Origin of the sequence: Halomonas sp. 111 (assembly GCF_052379685.1) — a bacterium.
Classification (GTDB): domain Bacteria; phylum Pseudomonadota; class Gammaproteobacteria; order Pseudomonadales; family Halomonadaceae; genus Vreelandella; species Vreelandella citrativorans.
Genome location: NZ_JBQSYV010000034.1, coordinates 1 through 19,876 on the forward strand (window position 1 = coordinate 1; position 19,876 = coordinate 19,876).

The following is a 19,876-nucleotide window of genomic DNA, read 5'->3' on the forward strand; positions in this document are numbered from 1 at the left end:
GAAAAGGGTCTCCCCATGCGAGAGTCCCGGAGCGCCGGCCGTCGGATGGCCGCCCCGGTCATCGTCAGACACTTATTGTGAAAAATCCCCCGGGGCTCGCGCCTCGGGGGATTTTTTTATGCGTGTAAGAGGAGTAGAACCCATTACTATTCAATAGATTTTCTTTCCTAATCCCAAAAGCTGTCAGCATCGGCAGATGTGAAAGCATTTACGTGCATGAGCGTCTGCAGGTTACCCATCATTAATTGATCCAGACGTGTAGGAAAAGAGTATCGCCATGCCGTAAATCAATGGCATTGAAAAAGAAGTCGACAGGCTATCCTTTAGCTGCTTCTGTAAAGCAAGGCGGCTTTCTTCAGTTGTTACATCCAGAATGGGGGAAATTACGCAGCTAACATGCGTGGTGCGAGGCTAAAAGCCCATTCATTACGGCATGACCGGTGCTGCCGTTGGCTTGGCAAAACGTTCGGGTACGGAGCCAGTAATAAAAAAGTAGGCTTTTATTGAAGCTGTAGAAGGGATACTTGCCTAAAGGGGATAACTAGGCGGATGCGTTGATTCTTCCTGACTGCGCGCTATTACGCCCATCAGGTTTATAGAGTGTTTTTTCCGCAATTTGGCGTATATAGTCCAGCATTTCCTGATTGTGCTTCATGCGTACCGACAGCATTTGACCGGTTAGTTCGTTCATACGCGCAACACGCTCGCTCTTTTCGAGTAGCGTTTCCCAAGCCGTTTGACAGCCAGCATCACGAGCAGCCAAGCGTGCCCCATTGGCGTTGTCTTCATAGCCAAGTCGCTTTTGAACATTGCGGCGTAGCGTTTCAATGCGCTCTATATCGGCCAGCAGCGCTTGTTTACCTTCTGCTGTATCGGCAAGCGCTTTTCCGTCAATGTCACCCTGCGTTAAGAGTGTTTGCTCACTCGATAATAGCGCCACTAGCTCATCAATACGTTGCTGCTGGTCGGAAAGCAAATGGGCAAGGCTCATAATACGCTACCTTATAACTCTGAAAGATTGGCAATCAAGCCATCTGCAATACGGTCAGCTCGAATTTCAAGACGGCCCTCACGAATAGCGTCGCGAATCTCTTGAACTTTTGCCATATCGATATCCTGCGTATCATCGAAATGAGAATGGCTAAGCTGAGTAGATTCACGCGTTTGACCAGCGACTTCAGTCGCCTTGGGGCCGCCCATCTTTTGTGTTTCATCACGTTGCTGCGCTTGGTTCGAGCGTAACAATGAATTGAGGTTATCAATGTTCACGTTGTGTGCCTTATGGTCAACGTCTGTGTATTCGGCGTCAGTGATAACAACTATCGGCCCTGGTGGTTAAAACTTTAGACCAGATCTAAAAATCCACCACTAAAATGCCTTGTTCATTAATTCGTGCCGTTACTATTTCACGGGTATCAAAGCGCACGCGAACCTGGTCTCCTACCCCTCCGCTTTCCAGCACTTCTCCCTCGCGTGAAACGCGAAAAGCATTGCCTTGAGCGATGACCGTAACCCGCTGACCGCGCTCAACAACCGAAGGCGTTTGTAAGAAGTGGGTTAAAAAGGTACTGCCACTTCGAATCTGCCGCTGAGCAACCTTGCCAACAATTTCTTCTTCATTGGTTAGGGCCTGCGACGAAAGCTCCCCCAAATTACCACTTTGCTCAACGAGCATATCAGGGGTAATCAGCGTGCCGCGATTAATATCGTGTTGGGCTACCCAATAGTTGCCAATAACATCAATTTGGGCCTGTAAATAGCGCACTTGCTGATGTGTTTCACCGCAGCGAACACCTACCGAAACACGTCCTAGTGGTGATTGACCCGCATTGGGCAAAAAAGGTTCCGGCTGAACGCAGAGCGGTAAGTGAGGAGAAGGAGGGCGCACATCAATGACCACCTCCTCTCCTAGAGGCTGCGTTTGTTGATACAAAAACTGATGCACTTCCTGCATGAGCGCATCGTCTGCCTGTGCGCTTGAGAAACACGCCAAACAGGCCACCAGTGAAAAATAGCGCGTGAGTACTGCTGAGAAGCAACGTTTTATGTGCAGCGGATGTGACATGGCGGGGCAGCTCAGCAGGCGGGGGATAACGAGATTTAGTCAGTAAGTGTAGCGAAAAAGAAGTAGATGAAACAGACGAAATGCTGGTGTAAACGCTAGCTGTTCCATGCTTTGGGCTGACAGCCGTAAGCGTATTCTTCACCATCGATAAATTTAATTTTTTTGCCTCCCGGCGAGCGAGGGCGCGGCATGCTTGATCAACTAGAATCTGCCTTTAACTACCACCAGCAGGCATTAGGCTTGCGTCAAGCGCGTCATGAAGTGCTGGCCGCTAATATTGCGAATGCCGACACGCCAAATTATAAGGCGCGGGACATTGATTTTGCCAACGAGCTTAAAAAAGCCGTTGACGGTGGCGTTTCACAACAGGGCAGCCAAGGGGGATTAACGCTCGCCCGGACGTCTGGACAGCATTTGGCCGGTGCCGGGCCTGCTTGGCAAGGCGCCGGTAATGCGGCGTTACTGTACCGAATTCCTTCCCAGCCGAGTTTGGACGGCAATACGGTTGAGATGGATCGCGAGCGTACACAGTTTGCTGATAATGCCGTGCGTTACCAAGCGGCACTGACGATCATGAATCGCCGTATCCAAGGTCTAAAAAACGCAATGCAGCCTGAGTAGGCCAGCAAACTGCGTAGGAGATAACTAATGTCGATGTTTTCAGCGTTTGATGTTGCTGGCTCTGCCATGAGCGCTCAATCCCAGCGAATGAACGTCACCGCCAGCAATATGGCCAACGCCGATAGTATTGCCGGGCCTGATGGTGAAACATACCGCGCGAAACACGTGATGTTTGAAGCGCAGGCACAAAACACCCGTTTTGGTATTGGTGGCGTGAGAGTCTCCGACATTGTGGAAGACGACTCACCGCTGCGTCTGGAATACATGCCCAATCATCCCTCCGCTGATGAAGATGGCTATGTGGCCAAGCCCAATGTAGAGCCTGTGCATGAAATGGTGAATATGATTTCCGCGTCCCGCTCTTATCAGGCGAACGTAGAGGTATTCAATACCACAAAACAGATGATGATGCAGACGCTGTCACTGGGTGAGGGGTAATCATGAGTAGTATCGATACGAGTGTTGTTAATAGTATTAACAGCGGTGGCTCTAACGGTCTATCGGCTCGCCAGTCAGACGAGCTTCGCAATAGCTTTATGACTCTGCTGATCACCCAGCTGCAGAACCAGGACCCGCTAAATCCGATGGAAAACGCGGAAATGACGTCCCAGCTGGCACAGATCAATACTGTTAGCGGTATCGAAGAGCTGAATAGCACGCTCAAAGGTATTACCAGCCAAATGGACGCCAATCAGGCGTTGAAGGCCGCAGGATTGATTGATAAGGCCGTATTGGTGCCTGGCAATAACGTGATGGTCAGTGTTGACGAAGAAAGCGGCTCTTACGCGACACCGTTTGGTATTGAACTGGATAGCGCTGCTGAAAATGTTGAGGTCACCGTAGTCAGCAAAGCAGGCGAGGTGGTTTACACCAAGGATCTTGGTGCTGTTGCTGCAGGTGTCGAATCCTTTAGCTGGGGTGGTTTAACCAACGATAACGTGGCAGTGCCGGCAGGTGCCTACCGCGTTAACTTCAAGGCGATGAATGCAGAAGGTGAGCTGCTTGAGTCACGAGCACTTAATTATGCGCTCGTTCAAGGAGTATCGCCAGGAGCTGGTGGCAGTGATGTTCGCCTGGATCTAGGGGCCGTTTATGGTCAGGTAGCTCTCGATCAAATTAAACAAATTCTTTGACTATTCGCTAAACAATATCTTTTTCAGGGGAACATCATGAGCTTTTCACAAGCACTAAGTGGTCTTAACGCTCAACAGCAAAAACTGGGCGCTATCGGTAACAATATTGCCAATTCGCAAACGGTTGGTTTTAAAAGCTCCAATGTTCAGTTTGCCGATGTTTTTGCAGAGTCACGTATTGGGCTTGGTGTTCGCACCTCCACGGTATTGCAGAATTTTAGCCAGGGTAATGTGGAATCTACTAACCGCAATATGGATCTAGCCATTGCGGGAGACGGGTTCTTCCGTTTTCAGCAAACAAATGGCGAAGTCGGCTATTCCCGTAATGGCCAACTGACTATGACGGCGGATGGGCGTTTGGTAAACGCGCAGGGCGCGCAAATTATGGGCTACGGCGTCAACGCCCAAGGCCAGGTTCAGGCGGGTGGCCAGCCGGTAGCGCTGACGGTTGATTCGGATGAGCTGGGTGCGAATGCCACTACTAACGTCAATGTGACCTTCAACCTGGATTCCCGTGAGGTTTCCGGCAGCGATCTCAGCAGTACTGAACTCGCCAGTGGTGAGATCATCGATTACCACTATGTCAATAACTTCACTGCATACGACTCCTTGGGCAACCCAGTGAACGCCACGGTTTACTACGAAAAGGTCGGTGGTGCCGAGAGTCAGAACGTCTGGCAGGCCAAGGTGGTGGCCGATGGCACTTATGACCCGGCCAATGACTTCCTGGTGGAGTTCAATGCCAACGGTGGTCTGGTCGGGGTGCGTGAAAGCAGCGCTGACTACCTCACCGCCCAAGAAAATTATCAGGTGGCTCAGACGGGCTTCCTGAACGCTCAGGAAGTGCGCGATACGGCCCAAGCGTTAGCCACCCAGCGCGAGAGCGAGCTAGACGATGCTCAGACTGCGCAGACTGATGCTGAGACTGCACGGGGTGCTGCTGAAACTGCACAGGCTGAAGCTCAGACTGCACTGACCACTGCCGAGGCGGCCCTTGCCGCGCTTGCTCCTGGCGATCCTGGCTATGACGATGCTCAAGAGGCGGTGACGGCAGCCCAGGCAGCGTTTGATGCTGCCGATACTGAACTGACGACGGCCGAGGAAGCAGTTACGGCTGCCCAAACAGCGGCGGCTAATGCCCAGACAGCGCTTGATGCTGCCAACGCCGAACTGACGACTGCCGCAACGGCGCTGACCGCAGCCGAGGGTACGCGTGATACCGCCCAGGCGACTTGGCTCACCGCCTTCAACGCTCTGGAAAGCGGTCAGCAGAAGGAAATCGCTTTCGATATCGACAGTGGTGGCGAGCCGCTGGTTTTCAAGTACAATCCCGCGGGCTCTACCCAGTTCGGCAATGACTCTACCACTAGCGCCCTGACCCAGAACGGTTATACCTCGGGCGCCTTGGTGGGTATCACCATCCAAAATGACGGCACTGTGATGCGCAATTATTCAAACGAGCAGTCGCGTGCCGCTGGCCAAATTGCGTTGGTTAGCTTCCGTAACCCTGAGGGTTTAAAGCCCGAAGGCGATAACCTATGGACCGCTACCGCTTCTTCAGGACAAGAGTTGGTCGGCGCAGCGGGAACTGGTCTGCGTGGCATGATTGAGGCGAGTGCAGTCGAAACCTCCAATGTCGATATGGCGCGTGAGCTGGTAGATATGATTGTCGCTCAGCGCGCCTATCAAGCCAACTCACAAACCATCAGCACCCAGGATGAGCTCCTGCAAACCATTATTAACCTTTAATAATGGGCCCTTTTTGTAAGGAGTAAATCACTTGGATCGAATGCTATATACCGCCATGAGCGGTGCTAAAAACGCCATGGATCAGCAGTCGGTGGTCAGCAATAACCTGGCGAACGTGACCACCACCGGCTTTCGTGCGCAGCTTCAGGCTGCGCGCTCGGTGCCCGTTCAAGGCGAAGCGTTATTGGCAACGCGTACGTCAGTCATGACCACCACGCCGGGAAGTGATTTTTCACAAGGGCCGGTTGAGTTTACCGGACGTGCGCTGGATATCGCGATGCAGGGTGATGCCTGGATGGCGGTGTTAGCGGACGACGGTACGGAAACCTACACACGCCGTGGCGACCTGCAGCTGGATAGCGATGGTGTTCTGCTAAACGTAGGGCGCCCAGTGATGGGCGATGCTGGTCCTATTGCGGTGCCTCAAGGGGCGCAGGTATCCATCGGCGCCGACGGCACGATTAGCGCTATTCCTGAAGGCGAGGGCCCGGAAGCGCTCGTTGATGTTGGCCGGATCAAATTGGTAACGCCAGATGATCAGTTACTGACGCGCGGTGATGATGGCTTGTTTCGTTCTCCGCTCAATGACGCGGGAGCACCTGGCGTGCTGCCAGGAAACGAGGATGCTCGTTTGGTCAGCGGTGCGCTTGAAGGCAGTAATGTCAGCGCTGTGGATGCCATGGTCGCGATGATTGATGTCGCGCGACGTTACGATATGCAAATGAAAGTGCTCAGCACCGTTGATGAGAATGCTCAGCGGGCCAACAGCATGCTCTCTATTCAGGGCTGATAGCAGCCGCCTAACAAGGGAACACGAACACTCATGATTACTTCTTTGTGGACTGCTAAAACCGGGCTTGAGTCTCAGCAAACGAAATTGGATGTTATATCCAATAACCTGGCCAACGTTAGCACCAATGGCTTTAAGCGTTCGCGCCCCGTGTTTGAAGATTTGCTGTACCAGAATATGCGCCAGCCAGGAGCACAGAACAATATCCAGGACCGGCTGCCTTCAGGTATGCAGGTCGGTACCGGCGTTCGGGCCGTGGCCACCGAGCGTTTACATACTCAAGGTGGCCTGGAGCAAACCGAAAACTCGCGTGACCTTGCTATCAACGGCGAAGGTTTTTTCCAAGTGCTGTTGCCTGATGGTACGAGTGGCTATACCCGGGACGGAAGCTTCCAGCTCAACGAAAATGGTCAGATGGTAACGGCGAATGGCTACCCGCTGGAGCCAGCTATTTTTGTGCCGGAAAATGCCTTGGCTGTGACTATCGCTGAAGATGGTACGGTAAGTGTTCGTCAGCCAGGCGTTGCGGTAGACAACGATATTGGCCAAGTCACGCTGACATCGTTTATTAATCCCGCTGGTTTAGAAAGCATAGGTGGAAACCTTTACCTGGAAACCGGTGCCTCCGGTGCTCCCAATGAAAATATTCCGGGTATTAACGGTGCCGGGCGCTTGTTCCAAGGCTACGTCGAGACCTCGAACGTGAACGTTGTGGAAGAGATGGTTAGCATGATCCAAACCCAGCGCGCGTATGAGATTAACAGCAAAGCCGTATCTACCAGCGATGAAATGTTGGCACGTTTGAGTCAACTATAAAGAGCGCGTTGAGGTTTATTGAACCATGCGGGATTTTTACCATGTTAGCCGTCGGCTAAGCGTTATTGCTTTGCTGTTTTTTACCTTACTGGCGGCCGGCTGTGCCCAGATACCCCGCGCCTCAGTAGTGGGTGAACAAGAGCAGATTGAAATTGTTGATCGCCCACCGCCTATTCCCAATGGCTCAATTTACCAAGCCCGGCAAGGCTATCAGCCGCTCTTTGAAGACCGTCGACCAAGAGCAATGGGGGATATCCTCACCATAGTGTTGGATGAGCAGGTAAGCGCCAGCAAAAATGCGCGCACAAATGCGTCGCGTAACGGCAGCGCATCGCTGGATCTTGCCCAGTTGCCTGATGTGCTCGACACCCTGGCTGAATATGGTTTCGATATTGCCGGGGCCAGCGATTTTAACGGCGGTGGCGGCGCGCAAGCGAACAACTCGTTTACCGGCACCATTACCGTCTCGGTTTTAGAAGTCATGAATAACGGTAACTTGCGTGTTAGGGGCGAAAAGCAGATCGGCATTAACCAAGGGACCGAGTTCATACGTTTTTCAGGTGTCGTGAATCCACGTACGATTACCACCCAGAATACGGTGCCTTCCACGCAAGTAGCGGATGCGCGCATAGAGTATGTTGGGGATGGCTATATTAATGAAGCTCAGCACATGGGATGGCTGCAACGCTTTTTCTTGAATATTTCGCCCTTCTAATGGTACCTGGAATGGCTAAACAACTTAGTGGCCTAGAGTGATCGTCATGCAGCTAAACGGTTTTCGATTAATTAAAATGCGGCTGGCGCAACTGGGTGCTCTGCTACTTATGTGCCTACTTGCTTTACCCGTTTATGCCGAACGCGTGATTGAGCTAGCCAGTTTTGCAGGCGTGCGCGATAACCAATTGGTGGGTTATGGTTTGGTGGTCGGGCTGGATAACACGGGTGACCAAACAACCCAGGCCCCCTTTACCAGCCAAAGCCTCTCCAACATGCTGTCTCAGCTCGGCGTGACTATTCCACCAGGCACCAATATGCAGCTACGTAACGTTGCGGCGGTAATGGTGACCGCAGATTTACCGCCTTTTGCGCGACCAGGGCAGCGTGTGGATATTGTGGTTTCATCTATTGCCAACGCGCGTAGCCTACGCGGGGGGACGCTATTGATGACACCGTTAAAAGGTGCGGATGGCGATACCTACGCGATTGCTCAAGGCAATATGCTGGTAGGCGGTGCGGGCGCCCAGGCAGGCGGTAGCAGCGTACAGATTAACCAGCAGGCTGCAGGCCGAATCCCAGGTGGCGCACTGGTTGAGCGTGAAGTAGCACTTAATCTGGGCGGCAACGGCGGGATGCTTGAACTGCAATTAAATGAAGCGGACTTCGGTACCGTGCAGCGTATGGTGACCGCGATTAATAACGAATTTGGCCAATCGGTGGCCTATGCCCGTAATGGGCGTGTCATTGCGCTGGATGGCCCTGTCGATGCTAACGCGCGGGTCAACTTTATGGCACGCGTAGAGAACGTTCAGGTAACGCCCACCGAAGCGCCGGCCAGAGTGGTATTAAATTCGCGTACTGGTTCCGTGGTAATGAACAGTGCTGTGACGTTACGCCAAGCGGCAGTCGCCCACGGGAGCCTATCAATCACCATCGATAGAAACCTGGGTGTGAGCCAGCCAGGCCCGTTTAGTCAGGGCCAAACCGTTGTGGTACCGGATACGGACATCGATATTGAGCAGCAGGAAGCGTATCTACAAATCGTAGAGGGTGCTCAGCTTACGGACGTGGTTAATGCGCTGAATGCCTTGGGGGCGACACCTCAGGATTTGATGACGATTCTTGAGGCGCTAAAAGCGTCTGGGTCGCTGCGTGCCGAGCTGGAGGTGATTTAATGAGCGTCTCTAATGATATGACCGGCCAGTTTGCGTTAGACGTTCAGGGTTTTCAGCGATTGCAGCATACGGCGCGCGTCGACCCGGAAGCGGGAGTAGACTCAGCCGCCCAACAGTTTGAAGCGCTCTTTGTGCATATGATGATGAAGAGCATGCGTGACGCTATTCCCTCTTCAGATCTGATGAGTAGCACGACGACTGATACCTATCAGCAGATGCTGGACCAGCAGTGGTCGCAGGTCATTGCATCCAAAGGAATAGGCCTGGCGGATGTACTGGTCGAGCAGCTTCAGCGCCAAGGTGTGGTGGGCGAAGAAAATGTAGCCGACCAAGAACTACAAGCGCTCATTGCCGGTATTCCACGCGGCACTCCACGTGTGCTGGATGGCGCCATACAGCCGCAAGGAGAGCACCCTTCTAATTCTCCGGGAAGCGGTCGCTTTCTGTCAGAGCTGGATGCGATACGCAAGCGTGCTGACGTTGGTGAGCAGGCATCACTTGGCATGCCTGGCGCTAATAACAACGCGCCAGAGCATGTGCAGCGCTTTATCGATAAATTGGCGGTTCCCGCTCAAGCTGCCAGTAAAGCAAGCGGTGTTCCCGCCGAGTTGATATTAGCACAGGCAGCCCTGGAAACTGGCTGGGGGCAGCATGAAATAGCCACCCGTCAGGGAGGCAACAGCCATAACCTGTTCGGGATTAAAGCGGGTAGCCACTGGCAGGGTAAAACCACCGATATTGTGACGCATGAATATATTAACGGGCGCCGCACACAGGTGGTTGATACGTTCCGTGTCTATGATTCGTTTGAGCATTCGCTTACCGATTATGCCAACCTGATCGGCAAAAATTCGCGTTACGCAGCGGTGGTGCAGGCGCCCAGTGCCGAGCAAGCCGCGCATGCGTTGCAGCGAGGCGGCTATGCCACAGACCCGCGCTACGCCCAAAAGCTGATAGCCGTTATGAATACCATGGGGTCGCTAACAACAGAGAGCACCTACCTGGCGGATTCGCGCTAGGTAGGGCTCAAGTTTTTTAGGGTGCTGCCGATATATTAGGTATCGGCCTAAGGATATCAACCATGAGCATGTTTTCTGTTGGCTTAAGCGGCCTTAATGCTGCCCAGAATGCCTTAAACACCACCAGTAACAACATCAGCAATGTTTACACGCCGGGCTACAACCGCGAACTCACTCAGTTGGGTGAGGGAAATGTGGGCGGTGGCGTGAGAGTGAATGCCATTGAGCGGCAGTTTAATACCTATGTCGCTAACCAGCTTAATAGCGCGAAGACACAATCGAGTGCGCTTGAGACCTATAACAATCAGGTCTCGCAAATCGATAACCTGCTGGCCGACCGAGCCGCTGGTTTGGCGCCGCTGATGCAGGGCTTCTTTTCTTCGCTTGAAGACCTGGCAAGCTCGCCATCTGACCCGGCCGCTCGTCAAGGGGTGCTTGGAACAGCAAGCACATTAAGTGCTCAGTTTCGATCCTTTGATGGCTATCTGCAGGATATGCAGAGCAATATTAATAGCCAAATCAAGGATGAAGTTACCCAAATTAATAACTCGCTTGAGCAGATTGCGGGGCTGAATAAAGAAATTTCTCTGGCGCGTGCGCGTACGGGGGATGCGCCTAATAGCCTGCTTAACCAGCGCGATCATCTGGTTTCTGAGCTTAACGAGCGAATGGATCTGCGCCTGAATATTCAGGACGGTAAAACCTATAACATTAGCCTTCCCAACGGCCAGCCGCTCGTGACGGGTACAGACTCCTTTAAACTCGAGGCTGTACAGGCTGACAACGACCCACAACGCACCATAGTTGGCTATCGCGATGGTAGTGGTAACGTTGTAAAGTTAAATGAGTCAACGATAAAAGGCGGTACGCTGGGCGGACTAATGGCGTTTCGTTCCGAGACGTTGGATAAAACGCAGAACCAGATTGGTCAGCTGGCTGTTTCGCTCTCGGTTGCTTTTAACGATCAGCATAAAAAGGGTGTGGACCTGGATGGTGAATTGGGTGGGGACTTCTTTGAACTAAGTAAGCCGCTAGGATACAGCTATAAAGGCAATGCCTCTGAAATAGCATCCGTTGAATTCGATACGGATAATATTGATGAGCTACGCGCTACAGACTACACCATCAGTTATCGCAATGACGCGTTTAGCGTGACACGTAATGACAGTGGTGACGAGGTGGACTTCACATTGGATGGCGGAGTACTGTCCTTTGGTGGCGTTAATGTTGCCTTTGAGAGTACGCCACAGAATGGCGATAAGTTCGAAATTCAGCCTGTTCGTCGCGCCGGCCAGGATATGAAGGTGGCGATTACGGACGGGGATAAAATAGCCGCAGGTGATGCAGGCTTAGACGGTGAAGAAGGCAGTTCTCTTACTTCATTTAAACACTCGGGTGATTTAGCCGTTGATGACCTGAAGATGTCGCCAGGGGCGTTCTCTAACCATAAAGAGTATACGTTAACGCTGGATTCAGAGGGTGCGCTAAAGGTAGAGCCAGCGGGGGCAACGGTCCGCGTTGATGGTCAGCCGTTTGATGTGGATAGTGATCCTTTGGAAGGTGGCGAAACGGTTGAAATTGATGGAATGAGCTTTACGCTTTCTTCACTCCCTACTAACGGAGAGGCGACGTTAACGGTTGCTCAAAACATTATCGCGGCCTCGGGTGATAACCGTAATGCATTGGCTTTGCAAAAGTTGCAGAGTGAAGCTGTGGTAGGAGGCTCAGCCTCCGTTAGTTCTGCCTACGCCTCCATTGTGAGTGATGTGGGTAACCGTGCCAATATTACTCAAGTCAACCTGGATGCGCGTCAAGGACTAACCGATCAGCTGCGTGCGGTGCAGCAGTCTGAGTCTGGCGTAAACCTGGACGAAGAGGCTGCCAATCTGATTCGCTACCAGCAGTACTATATGGCCAATGCGCGTGTCATCGATACGGCGGGCTCTATTATGGACACCATCTTGAACCTGCGCGGTTAATCCAGGAGTCTAGGCTATGCGTATTAGCAGCGTAACGATGTTTGAGCAAAGCACGGCCTCCATGAATCGCCAGCAAAGTGATTTCTTAAAGGTGAGTCAGCAACTCGCCAGTGGTCGTCGGGTGGTCAACCCCTCGGATGACCCGCAGGCGGCCTCACGTGCGGTGGGCGTTGATCAGTCGATCGCTATTACTGAGCAATACGCTGATTCGCGTGTCTCGGCTCGCAACTCAGTAGCACAAACAGAGAGTATCCTCAATAGCGTGAGCGATGCGGTAATCCGCGCAAAAGAGCTGCTCATCCAAGCGTCCAGCGATACCCTCAGTGATGTGGACCGTGAGTCGGTTGCTAGTGAATTAAAAGGCGTTTACGAAACGCTCATCGGTCAGGCAAACGCTACCGATGGTAATGGCCGTTATCTATTTGGCGGTTACAAGGATAATGCGCCTCCGTTTGCTAAAAATGCAGAAGGCAGCGTTGAATATAACGGTGATGCTAATAGTCGCCAGCAGCAGGTTGATTCCTCCCGGTTAATGCCGGTGACTGAAAATGGTAAAACTATTTTCCAGAGTGTGCCAAGTAGTGCTAGCTACGTGGCGAAAGCAGCGCCGGGAAATGGTGGCAATGTGACTTTTTCGGGCCCTAACGTTAAAGATGTTACCAATGATGATTATGGGCAGGCATTCACCATCAAATTCAACGTCGATGATGATAGTGGTGATATTACTTATAACGTAACTGGGACTGATGGCGACATCATCCCCGATGGTCAAACGACACCAGGTCCGTTTGCTTATGCGGGTGATGGACAACAGTTATCGTTTGGCGGCATCAGCATTACCCTTACAGGGGAACCGGCAGACGGCGACGAAATTTCCATGGCCCGCCCAGGAACTTCAGAACAGCCTGCAGATCTCTTTAAGACTCTGGAAGCGGCGATTGGCGTGCTGGATAATCCCGCACAAACGGATACTGAAAAAGCGGCTATGCGTAACACCTTAAATAGCTCGATGCGCGAACTGGATAACGCATTGGATAACGTGCTGACCGTGCGTGCCTCTGCAGGCGCACGCCTTAATGAGTTGGACGTTATTGATGCGGTGGGCAGTAACCGCACGATGAACTATACGCAAACGCTGTCGGATCTAGTAGATCTGGACTATGTGGAGGCTATTTCTGAGTATAGCCTGCGCCAGGTGGGCATGCAGGCCGCGCAGAAGACGTTTGTGGATGTTAAGGGCTTGTCACTGTTTAACTATATGTAAAAACAGATAAGAGCATGATATTAGCCCTGTCACGGTTATTTACCGTAACAGGGCTTTTTAGTTTATAGGCGCTGTTAGTTTAAAGGAGCCATGGCTTCTATCAGGTTTTGCATCATTCCCAGCCCTTGGCTAAAGAGGGCCTGTAGAAAACGGTCAATACGCGTCATTAAGACCATCAAGAGCGTTAGCCCGACGGTGAGTGAGGTGGGGAAGCCAATATTGAACACGGTAAGCTGAGGGGCGGAGCGATTAAGAATACCGAGACATAGGTTGATAATCAGTAACGCGCCCACAACGGGTAGTGCTAGAAGCATACCTGCGGCGAAAATAGTGCCTGCGTAGCGGGCCAGAAGATCGAAGGCCCCCGGGTTCAAACCGGCTATCCCGATGGGCAGTGTCTCAAAACTCATGATCAGCGTTTCAAGCACCATTAGGTGGCCGTTAAACGCTAAAAACATGAGCAATGTGATCATATATAAAATGCGTGATAGCACCATAATGTTGGTGCCACTAGAAGCATCAAAGAACGTGGCAAACGCGAGCCCCATTTGTAAGCCAATATACTCACCTGCCGCCTGAACAACCGCAAATACAATATGCATGACCAACCCTATGGCTAGTCCGATCACTATTTGTTCTACCATGATCCCTATGCCTGCCCAGGACATAATGGCGACATTCGGCATGGCTGGGAGAATCGGTGCAATCACAATGGTCACTAACGCGGCGATTCCCACTTTTGCCTGGTTAGGGATGCTGGAATGTCCCCACAGCGGGGAAACGGCCATAAATGCTGTAATGCGCGCAAAGGGCCATAAAAAGGCTATCAACCAGCCTTGCAACTGAGCAAAGGTGATTTCCACCATGGCACTACATCACCATGTTGGGAATGTTAGTAAACAGTCGTGTCGTAAAATCCGTAATCAAGCTAATCAACCACGGGCCCGCCAAAACCAGAACGGCAAACACCGCCAGGATTTTAGGGATAAAGGTGAGCGTCATTTCGTTAATTTGCGTGGCCGCTTGAAAAAGACTAACAAGTAAGCCGGTAAAAAGTGCCGCCAGCAGTATGGGGCCTGCCAGAAATAGTGTGACGCGCATGCCTTGATACGCCATGCTCATTACCACCTCAGGGGTCATGCTTGCTCCTTGCCGCTGGCGCGGCACCTAGGTAACGTAAAAGCTTTGGGCGAGTGAGCCAACGATTAACTGCCAACCGTCAACCAGTATAAAAAGCATTAATTTGAACGGTAATGAAATCGTCACGGGCGGCACCATCATCATTCCCAACGCCATTAACGTGCTGGCGACCACCAGGTCGATAATCAAAAAGGGAATGAAAATAGTAAAACCGATTTGAAAGGCAGTTTTAAGCTCGCTGGTGACAAAGGCAGGCAATAACACGCGCATGGGGAGCTCTTCAGGACCTTGCAAAGGTCCTACGTCTGCCAAGCGGACGAATAGGGCTAAATCAGGCTCCCGCGTTTGGGCAAGCATAAACTCACGAAACGGTAGCTGGGCACGCAGCAAAAACTCTTCAAAATTAATCGTCTCGTTCGATAGAGGCTGCCAGGCTGTGTCATACACCTGAGAAAGAACGGGTGACATGATAAAAAAGGTTAGGAACAGCGCGATACCCAGCAGCACCTGATTGGGTGGTGTTGCCTGCGTGCCCATCGCGGTTCGCAGCAGGCTCAGCACAATAATGATCCGTGTAAAGCTGGTCATCATCAGTAGCATCGCTGGCAGGAACGCCAGCGAGCTTAAAAGCAGCAGTGTTTGAAGCGATAGCGACCACTGCTGACCGCCATCCTCAAGCGGTTGAGAGATAATGCCTGGCAATTGTTGTGCATGCACGGGGTTAGTCAACATACAAAGTGCGACAGCAACGCCAAACAGCAGCCAAAGCTGCCAGTAGGACCTAACGGAGTGCATCCTATGCCTCATGGTGTTTGATGTGGGTCGGTATCGGAGCCTTTACGCCGACGCTTTGCCAGCGCCTGAGAAAGCCGTTGTGCAAAAGGCGGCGAATCAGAACGAGGGGAAGGAGCAGGTCTGTCGTCAGGTGCCGGGCGCTCATGCAGCTTGGTGACTCGGCCATTGCCTACTCCAAGAACCAGCCACGTGTCTTCAATTTCGACGACGACGACGCGCTCGCGGTTGCCGACCGCCGTGCTCGTAATGACGCGTAGGTGGGCTCCCAGTTGCGGGCGAGCATTCTGCCAGCGCTTTAAGAGCGCTGTGCAGAGTAGAATCATGACTATAACCAATGCCAAGGCAGCGGCGGTTTTACCGAACATGGCCATGCCGATAAACGCATCACCGCTGCTGCCTAGCGCATCGATAGTTCCATCTTGCAATGGAGAGGTGTCAGCACTCATCGGTTAAGCTTGTGAATGCGCTCAGAGGGTGTGATGATTTCGGTAATACGAATACCGTATTTGTCTTCGATAACAACGACTTCACCCTGCGCGATCAAGTAGCCGTTAATGAGAATATCCATCGGCTCGCCTGCCAAGCCTTCGAGTTCAATCACCGACCCTTGGGCAAGCTCAAGCAGCTGCTTGATCGTAAGCTTCGTACGGCCTAGTTCCACGGTCAGTTTTACCGGGATATCCATGACCATTTCAAGATCGCGTGTCTGCTTGCTTCCGTCAGTGGGGCTTAGCGGCCTAAATATTTCATCGCTGGCGGGTTTCGCGGCTGAAGTGTCTGGCGCTGCATCCTCAGGGGTTGGGGCCTCCTCCTCGGCGGCTTCTTGTTCAGCCATTGCGGCTGCCCAAGGATCTTCCTCGCTGGCCGTATCGGCAGTGTTTGTCGTCTCCTCTTGTTCAGCCATTGCTGCTGCCCAAGGATCTTCCTCGCTAGCCGTATCGGCAGCGTTTGGCGTCTCTTCTTGCTCAGACATGGCGTCCGCCCAATCGTCATCGGAGACATTTTGATCGGGTTTATTAGGATCAGTCATGCTTTGGATTCCTTGGCTTGCTGTCGCTTCGAACCTTTAATAAAGTCCAGTGACGATACGTTATTCATAGCGGCATGGTCGATCATATGGAGAACGCGCAGCGCATGCTGCTGGCGCTGGCTACCATACTCGCACTCCATGACCGGGACTCCATCAACACGAGCGGTAATCGTATCGGGAATATCCAGCGGCAATACATCGCCTTTCTTTAGCCCCATTACCTGTGCAATACGGCTAGGTATTTGAGCAAACTCTGCCACCAGCTCTACTTCTGATTGGCGTATCTCGCTGGCCATGCGTCGGGACCAGGTGCCGTCATGGTCCTGATTACTGTCGTTAATAGGATTGGCGAGCAGATCCCGCAGAGGCTCAATCATGGCGTAGGGCATGCAAATCTGGAAATTACTTGAGAGATTGCCCACTTCAATATTGAACTTGGTGTTGACGACAATTTCGTTCGGTGAATTGGTGATATTAGCAAACTTGGCCTGGACTTCAGAGCGCACAAAATTAACGTCGACCGGATACACGACCTTCCATGCTTCCTGGTAGGCATCAATTGCCAAGTTCAGAAGACGGTAAATAATACGCTGTTCTGTATTGGTAAATTCACGGCCGTCTGATTTGGTAACAAAACGGCCATCGCCACCAAACAGATTGTCTACCACCATAAAAACAAGGTTAGGTGGGAAAACCACCAATGCCGAGCCACGCAATGGCTTCATTGCTACCAGGTTTAAGTTGGTAGGTACCGGCACGTTACGCGAAAACTCGCTAAAGCTTTGGTAACGGACGGACTCCACCGTGATGTCAGCGCTACGCCGAATCAAGTTAAACAAGCCATTTCGGAAATAGCGGGCAAATCGCTCATTAATAAAGTCGAATGCATGTAAGCGCTCACGGATGACCCTATGTTGTGTTGAAGGGTCATAAGGGCGAATGCGCGTCTCGCTAGCTGGCTGCGAAGAGGAGGGCGATGGTTCTTCATCACCACTGACGCCTTTTAGTAAGGCATCAATTTCTTCCTGGGACAGTAGATCGTCCTGCGACATGAACGGCTCCAGTGCCCGGGTTATTGCACAATAAATTCAGTAAACAGCACTTCGCGTAGATCAAGCGGCGGCTGATTTTCCGTCAGGGGTACGCCAAGGCGACTGATAATCGCTTGTGCTAGCTGCTCCTTACCTTCTGTGGAGGTAAGTTCACTGGCTTGCTTGCCTGAGAGTAAAATCAGCAGACGGCTACGCACTTGAGGCATGTGCTCTTCGATAATCGCTTTGCTCTCTTCATTGCCAACACGCAGCGTAATTCCTGTATACAAGAGGCGAGAACCATAGCGATCATCTGCAAGGTTGACCGTAAAAGGATCAATTCGCGTAAATACAGGCGTTTCACGCTCTGCTGGTAGCTGTGATTCGCCATCAGCACTCTGTTCATTACGCTGGTCAAGCACCATATAAATGGCTGCTGCTGCCCCTGCTGAGGAAAGGAGCACCAGAACAATCATTATCCAGAGCAGTTTTTTGGATCCGCCACTTTTTTCAGCCATTAGTCGTTCCGTTCCCATAATCGCCACACACCACTGATTACGCATTATGCCTAATATGGCGGGCGGTGATGAAATGAACAGGCTCGCTTGGCGAGCCTATCTTTTGGTTTTGCGCACCTGGGCGCGTGAGTCGCTACTCGTACAACGAATATTTAAGCGTAAAGATCAACCCGCCCATCAAGAGGGTGTGAAATATTCTCCGCAACGGGCGCTAGCGTGTCCTGATCACTGTCCGTTACGCTACTGCCCACCTGCGCACCAGCGTTATTGCCTTTTTCAGCAAAGGCCTGTTCATTGGAATTATGCTGCTCGCCAACGGAGGTTTCGCCTAACGAAATACCCTGCTCTGCTAGTGCTTCACGAAGCTGAGGAATCGCTTGTTCAACCACTTGGCGAACCTGCATGTGCGACGATAAGAAGTGTGCTTGTGTCCCTTGCTCACTGACTTTCAAGGTAATTGACAGTGGCCCAAGCTCAGCAGGGTGTAGTTGCATCTTAATCTGTTGCTCGCCTCCGCGCTGAGCGAACTGAACCAACTGCTGGCCAAGCTGTGAAGACCAGGCAGGACTGCTGACTGGTGTTCCCAGCGAAGCGTGTGAAGATGGCATCGACGAGGACGCTGCTACAGGGGCATTACCGGCGGAGGCTGAGTTCGGGAACCCAGCAGCGGCTGGTTGGCCACCACGTAAAAGCGGTTCAAGCTCGTCTGGCGTTGCCAGCGGCGCTGAGGGCGTCAATGGGCCAATTTTTGTCAAAACATCCTGGCTGTTGGCAACGGTTGGTTGGCCGTTAGCGGTGTCTAGCTTTGTCGCAATAGCGTTGGTTGTAGAAAGAGTGCTTGAGGCATCGTGACGATAGGCGCCACTGCTCAACGGTTGGCTCTGCGGCCCTTTGTGAGTAGCTAATGCCCCAGCACTGCTTTGTGTCGTAGCGGTAAGCATGACACTTAACGCGCTAACAAGCTGACCCGCTTCCTCTTCGCTAAGATGCGAGAGTAATTCAATGGCGTTGTCTGAGTGCTCTAACGCCATACCCGGCTGGGGGGCTATGCCGAGTGCACTGAGCAATTCAGCGGTCTGCTCTTGGCTTAGGTCGAGCTGTTGGAGCAGTGTCTCAAGCTCAGGCGCTACCCCTTGAAGCGCTTCAGCCGGCTCGGCTGGTTCTGCAAAGGAAGCAAGCAGGTTCATGCGAGCAGCAATTTCATCAAGAAACGTTAATGACTCGCTGTTTAATGGATTAACCGCCTGCTGTGACGCTAACGTGTCGCTCGTTGCGAGTGATAATTTGGCCTGTAATGAGGCAAGCTGCTCTTGAGACTCTACTGGCGTTTGGCTGTCTACTTCCGTAGCACGTAATGGCGCATTAGTTGATGGCAAATTAGCTGCTTGAGATAACGCCTGGCGAAAAAGATCCGGCGTATCTACTGACGCAGAGAGAGGCGAGCTGGCCATTGAGGCAGAACCTTGATTCTGTGCTCCTGACAGCAATAGCTGTATGTTCATTTATCGTTCCTCAGTGCCACTAATGCGGTTTTTCATTGTGCTGGCGAGCCAAGCGGCTGGTCACCAAGTCATCATTGGTTTTTTGCTCATGGCGTTCAAGACGACGGTGCTCTTCTGATAGCCGACGGGTAGTCAGTGTATCGTAGGAAGAGAGCTTGCGCTGCTCTTGTTGCCAGTGCTGTTGACTCTGCTGAACGCGCTGCTGTTGAGCGATTAACGCTTGGCGAGCACGACTTAACGCAGCGTCAAGTGAGGCCAGAAACTGCTGATAGTTGTACATGGTAGCGGGGTCAATACCTTCACGCATGGCCTTTTGCAGACGCTCGGCATACTCCGTGCGATACTGGCTAAGCGACTGCAACTGAGCGGCCGTCTGCTGCTCGGTTTGTCGCTCATGTGCAAGCAATTGACCTGCCTGGTCGCGAGCATCCTTGGCTAAACCCGTTAACATTTCTAGCTGTGAATGGCTCATGTTCGACCTCCCACTACGGTATGCAGTGCCTGGCGTGAATCCTCAAGCGTGGCACACTCG

The 19,876-nt window shown here is 52.2% G+C and carries 23 protein-coding genes; 11 read left to right on the top strand and 12 right to left on the bottom strand.

Annotation, left to right across the window (positions count from 1 at the left end; genetic code table 11):
* Positions 1–541: 541 nt before the first annotated feature.
* The 3 genes from ACT3T7_RS17765 to flgA all read right to left on the bottom strand — a co-directional run bounded on the left by ACT3T7_RS17765 (position 542) and on the right by flgA (position 1,954).
* A complete protein-coding gene (locus ACT3T7_RS17765) occupies positions 542–991 on the bottom strand; it encodes a flagella synthesis protein FlgN (RefSeq protein ID WP_172117788.1) in 450 nt (149 codons plus the stop codon).
* A gap of 11 nt (positions 992–1,002) precedes the next feature.
* The gene (gene flgM, locus ACT3T7_RS17770; protein ID WP_087109125.1) at positions 1,003–1,269 is read right to left on the bottom strand and encodes a flagellar biosynthesis anti-sigma factor FlgM; all 267 of its coding nucleotides are present in this window, start codon (positions 1,267–1,269) and stop codon (positions 1,003–1,005) included.
* Between the two features lie 85 nt (positions 1,270–1,354).
* The gene (flgA, locus tag ACT3T7_RS17775) at positions 1,355–1,954 is read right to left on the bottom strand and encodes a flagellar basal body P-ring formation chaperone FlgA (protein WP_406565427.1); all 600 of its coding nucleotides are present in this window, start codon (positions 1,952–1,954) and stop codon (positions 1,355–1,357) included.
* A 300-nt stretch (positions 1,955–2,254) separates the two neighbouring features.
* Between flgA and flgB the strand changes: the two genes are divergently transcribed.
* The 11 genes from flgB (at position 2,255) to flgL (ending at position 13,328) form a co-directional block, all read left to right on the top strand.
* Positions 2,255–2,686: a flagellar basal body rod protein FlgB gene (gene flgB, locus ACT3T7_RS17780; RefSeq protein WP_444627826.1), complete on the top strand. Its 432-nt coding sequence runs from the start codon at positions 2,255–2,257 to the stop codon at positions 2,684–2,686.
* Positions 2,687–2,713: 27 nt separating this feature from the next.
* The gene (gene flgC, locus ACT3T7_RS17785; protein ID WP_444631822.1) at positions 2,714–3,124 is read left to right on the top strand and encodes a flagellar basal body rod protein FlgC; all 411 of its coding nucleotides are present in this window, start codon (positions 2,714–2,716) and stop codon (positions 3,122–3,124) included.
* A 2-nt stretch (positions 3,125–3,126) separates the two neighbouring features.
* Complete coding sequence (locus tag ACT3T7_RS17790; RefSeq protein ID WP_444631824.1) at positions 3,127–3,819, top strand: flagellar hook assembly protein FlgD; 693 nt, start codon at positions 3,127–3,129, stop codon at positions 3,817–3,819.
* A 36-nt stretch (positions 3,820–3,855) separates the two neighbouring features.
* A complete protein-coding gene (locus ACT3T7_RS17795; RefSeq protein WP_444631825.1) occupies positions 3,856–5,568 on the top strand; it encodes a flagellar hook protein FlgE in 1,713 nt (570 codons plus the stop codon).
* Between the two features lie 31 nt (positions 5,569–5,599).
* Positions 5,600–6,358, top strand: a complete 759-nt coding sequence (locus ACT3T7_RS17800) for a flagellar basal body rod protein FlgF (protein WP_444631827.1) — start codon at positions 5,600–5,602, stop codon at positions 6,356–6,358.
* A gap of 33 nt (positions 6,359–6,391) precedes the next feature.
* Positions 6,392–7,174 carry a flagellar basal-body rod protein FlgG gene (flgG, locus tag ACT3T7_RS17805; protein WP_087109111.1) on the top strand — a complete coding sequence of 261 codons (783 nt, stop codon included), beginning with the start codon at positions 6,392–6,394 and terminating at the stop codon, positions 7,172–7,174.
* A 25-nt stretch (positions 7,175–7,199) separates the two neighbouring features.
* Positions 7,200–7,889 (top strand): flagellar basal body L-ring protein FlgH, encoded by a 690-nt coding sequence (locus tag ACT3T7_RS17810; protein WP_087109109.1) that lies wholly within the window; start codon positions 7,200–7,202, stop codon positions 7,887–7,889.
* Between the two features lie 46 nt (positions 7,890–7,935).
* Positions 7,936–9,066, top strand: a complete 1,131-nt coding sequence (locus ACT3T7_RS17815; protein ID WP_444631829.1) for a flagellar basal body P-ring protein FlgI — start codon at positions 7,936–7,938, stop codon at positions 9,064–9,066.
* Positions 9,066–10,085 (top strand): flagellar assembly peptidoglycan hydrolase FlgJ, encoded by a 1,020-nt coding sequence (gene flgJ / locus ACT3T7_RS17820; RefSeq protein WP_444631831.1) that lies wholly within the window; start codon positions 9,066–9,068, stop codon positions 10,083–10,085. The genes ACT3T7_RS17815 and flgJ overlap by 1 nt, the downstream gene beginning before the upstream one ends.
* 62 nt (positions 10,086–10,147) lie before the next feature.
* The gene (gene flgK / locus ACT3T7_RS17825) at positions 10,148–12,064 is read left to right on the top strand and encodes a flagellar hook-associated protein FlgK (RefSeq protein ID WP_444631833.1); all 1,917 of its coding nucleotides are present in this window, start codon (positions 10,148–10,150) and stop codon (positions 12,062–12,064) included.
* Between the two features lie 16 nt (positions 12,065–12,080).
* Entirely contained in the window at positions 12,081–13,328 is a 1,248-nt protein-coding gene (gene flgL, locus ACT3T7_RS17830; RefSeq protein WP_444631834.1) for a flagellar hook-associated protein FlgL, read from the top strand.
* Positions 13,329–13,402: 74 nt separating this feature from the next.
* On the opposite strand, the gene fliR is transcribed toward flgL, so the two are convergent.
* The 9 genes from fliR to fliJ all read right to left on the bottom strand — a co-directional run bounded on the left by fliR (position 13,403) and on the right by fliJ (position 19,816).
* Entirely contained in the window at positions 13,403–14,194 is a 792-nt protein-coding gene (fliR, locus tag ACT3T7_RS17835) for a flagellar biosynthetic protein FliR (protein ID WP_444627818.1), read from the bottom strand.
* 4 nt (positions 14,195–14,198) lie between these two features.
* Complete coding sequence (gene fliQ / locus ACT3T7_RS17840) at positions 14,199–14,468, bottom strand: flagellar biosynthesis protein FliQ (RefSeq protein WP_087109097.1); 270 nt, start codon at positions 14,466–14,468, stop codon at positions 14,199–14,201.
* A 27-nt stretch (positions 14,469–14,495) separates the two neighbouring features.
* Positions 14,496–15,263 (bottom strand): flagellar type III secretion system pore protein FliP, encoded by a 768-nt coding sequence (fliP, locus tag ACT3T7_RS17845; RefSeq protein ID WP_140398986.1) that lies wholly within the window; start codon positions 15,261–15,263, stop codon positions 14,496–14,498.
* Between the two features lie 8 nt (positions 15,264–15,271).
* Positions 15,272–15,709: a flagellar biosynthetic protein FliO gene (fliO, locus tag ACT3T7_RS17850; protein ID WP_444631835.1), complete on the bottom strand. Its 438-nt coding sequence runs from the start codon at positions 15,707–15,709 to the stop codon at positions 15,272–15,274.
* A complete protein-coding gene (gene fliN, locus ACT3T7_RS17855; protein ID WP_444631836.1) occupies positions 15,706–16,293 on the bottom strand; it encodes a flagellar motor switch protein FliN in 588 nt (195 codons plus the stop codon). Before fliN ends, fliO begins: the two co-directional genes overlap by 4 nt.
* The gene (gene fliM / locus ACT3T7_RS17860; RefSeq protein ID WP_087109091.1) at positions 16,290–17,345 is read right to left on the bottom strand and encodes a flagellar motor switch protein FliM; all 1,056 of its coding nucleotides are present in this window, start codon (positions 17,343–17,345) and stop codon (positions 16,290–16,292) included. The genes fliN and fliM overlap by 4 nt, the downstream gene beginning before the upstream one ends.
* Positions 17,346–17,365: 20 nt before the next feature.
* Complete coding sequence (gene fliL, locus ACT3T7_RS17865) at positions 17,366–17,842, bottom strand: flagellar basal body-associated protein FliL (RefSeq protein ID WP_087109089.1); 477 nt, start codon at positions 17,840–17,842, stop codon at positions 17,366–17,368.
* A gap of 152 nt (positions 17,843–17,994) precedes the next feature.
* Positions 17,995–19,344: a flagellar hook-length control protein FliK gene (locus ACT3T7_RS17870; protein WP_444631837.1), complete on the bottom strand. Its 1,350-nt coding sequence runs from the start codon at positions 19,342–19,344 to the stop codon at positions 17,995–17,997.
* A 19-nt stretch (positions 19,345–19,363) separates the two neighbouring features.
* The gene (gene fliJ, locus ACT3T7_RS17875; protein WP_192527266.1) at positions 19,364–19,816 is read right to left on the bottom strand and encodes a flagellar export protein FliJ; all 453 of its coding nucleotides are present in this window, start codon (positions 19,814–19,816) and stop codon (positions 19,364–19,366) included.
* Positions 19,817–19,876: the final 60 nt, after the last annotated feature.